At 40.5% G+C, this 1,391-nt stretch carries 1 protein-coding gene; it reads left to right on the top strand.

Annotated features, from left to right (window positions below; all coding sequences use genetic code 11):
* The first annotated feature begins 73 nt into the window (after window positions 1-73).
* The gene (locus G5T77_RS08835) at window positions 74-1,378 is read left to right on the top strand and encodes an IS4 family transposase (protein ID WP_159124039.1); all 1,305 of its coding nucleotides are present in this window, start codon (window positions 74-76) and stop codon (window positions 1,376-1,378) included.
* The last annotated feature ends 13 nt before the right edge of the window (window positions 1,379-1,391 follow it).

Raw genomic sequence — 1,391 nt, 5'->3', positions numbered from 1 at the left:
TAATGCCAGTCAGTTAAGCAGACATTAGAAAAATGTAGTAAAAATGAGTGTATGCCAATACGCTCATTTTTTTATGACTTTATCTGAAAATTTAGATTGTACTCTTCAACATTCTCTACCTTCACTTAGCCATTTCAGTGAATTCATTGATTTAAATTGGATTGAAGAGAGCCTGCGTCAAACAGGTAAGGCTTCTATCAGGAGAAGAAAATTACCTGCCGAACATGTGGTATGGCTGGTGATTGGGCTTGCCCTGTTTCGAGATCAACCGATCGGGTATGTGGTAGAGCAACTAAAACTTGTGTTTGGTACCACAGAATATTGCGTTCCCAGTGCAGCAGTACAAGCACGACAACGCTTAGGGCGAGAGCCCTTGAATGCCTTGTTTTCTCTACTCAGCCAAGCCTGGTTTGAAGAATCCCAACAGCAATACTCAAACTTTCATGGCCTTAGTGTATGTGCTGTTGACGGGGTGGTTTGGTCTATGCCTTATACAGATGAGAATTTTGCACACTTTGGCTCATCTAAGGGTAAAACTGCGGTAGCACCTTATCCGCAAGTGAGAGCAACCTGTCTGGTGAATACCAACACCCATGAAATCATTGATGCCCAAATAGGTAGCATGGATCAAGGTGAACTTACACTGGCAAATCGATTATGTCCTCCATCGCATAGTATTACTCTGTTTGATCGAGCCTATTTTTCTGCTGATTTTCTAATAGGATGGCAAACACGTGCAGAGGCAAGCCATTGGCTTATGCGCGCAAAAGATAATTTACGCTATGAGATCATTAAGCGTAATTCCCAGCATGACTTTCATATCAGGATGCCAATATCAGCAAGAGCCAAGAAGCTGAATTCAACATTAGGGGATTATTGGGAAGCGCGTTTGATTGAAGTTGAGCAGGCAGGAAAAATTAGACGCTATATCACTTCATTAATAGATTCAAAGATATATCCACTGCTAGCCTTAGCAAAGCTTTATGCTCAGCGCTGGGAAATAGAAATGTGTTACCGAGAAATCAAAAGTGATTTACAGGAAAGTAAGCATTTGAGGAGCAAGCAACCTGATTTAATTTATCAAGAATTATGGGGTGTCTTCATTGCTTATAATATTCTAAGAAGACAAATGAAATATATGGCTCAACGTGCAAAAGTCAGTCCTTTGAGAATCAGCTTTCATATTGCATCTATCGGCATCCTTAATATATTAAGATTCGACTCTTTAGACTCCGCAGGGAATTTACCCAAACATCTAGAAAGTTTACTGGAGAAATCTAGGAGGTATGTTTTGCCTGAGAGGAGGGTTAGAAGTTGCCCAAGAGTTGTGAAAGGTAAACCACTGAAATACCCAAGAAAATGCCAGTCAATTTCTTAACTGACTGGCATTA

Source organism: Acinetobacter sp. GFQ9D191M, assembly GCF_011174875.1.
Classification (GTDB): domain Bacteria; phylum Pseudomonadota; class Gammaproteobacteria; order Pseudomonadales; family Moraxellaceae; genus Acinetobacter.
Note: the sequence above shows the minus strand (reverse complement) of the source record. Positions and strands in the feature narration are given on the sequence as shown.

Excerpts from the sequence above, each read along its gene's own strand:
- G5T77_RS08835 (WP_159124039.1), top strand. The coding sequence starts at position 74 with ATGACTTTATCTGAAAATTTAGATTGTACTCTTCAACATTCTCTACCT.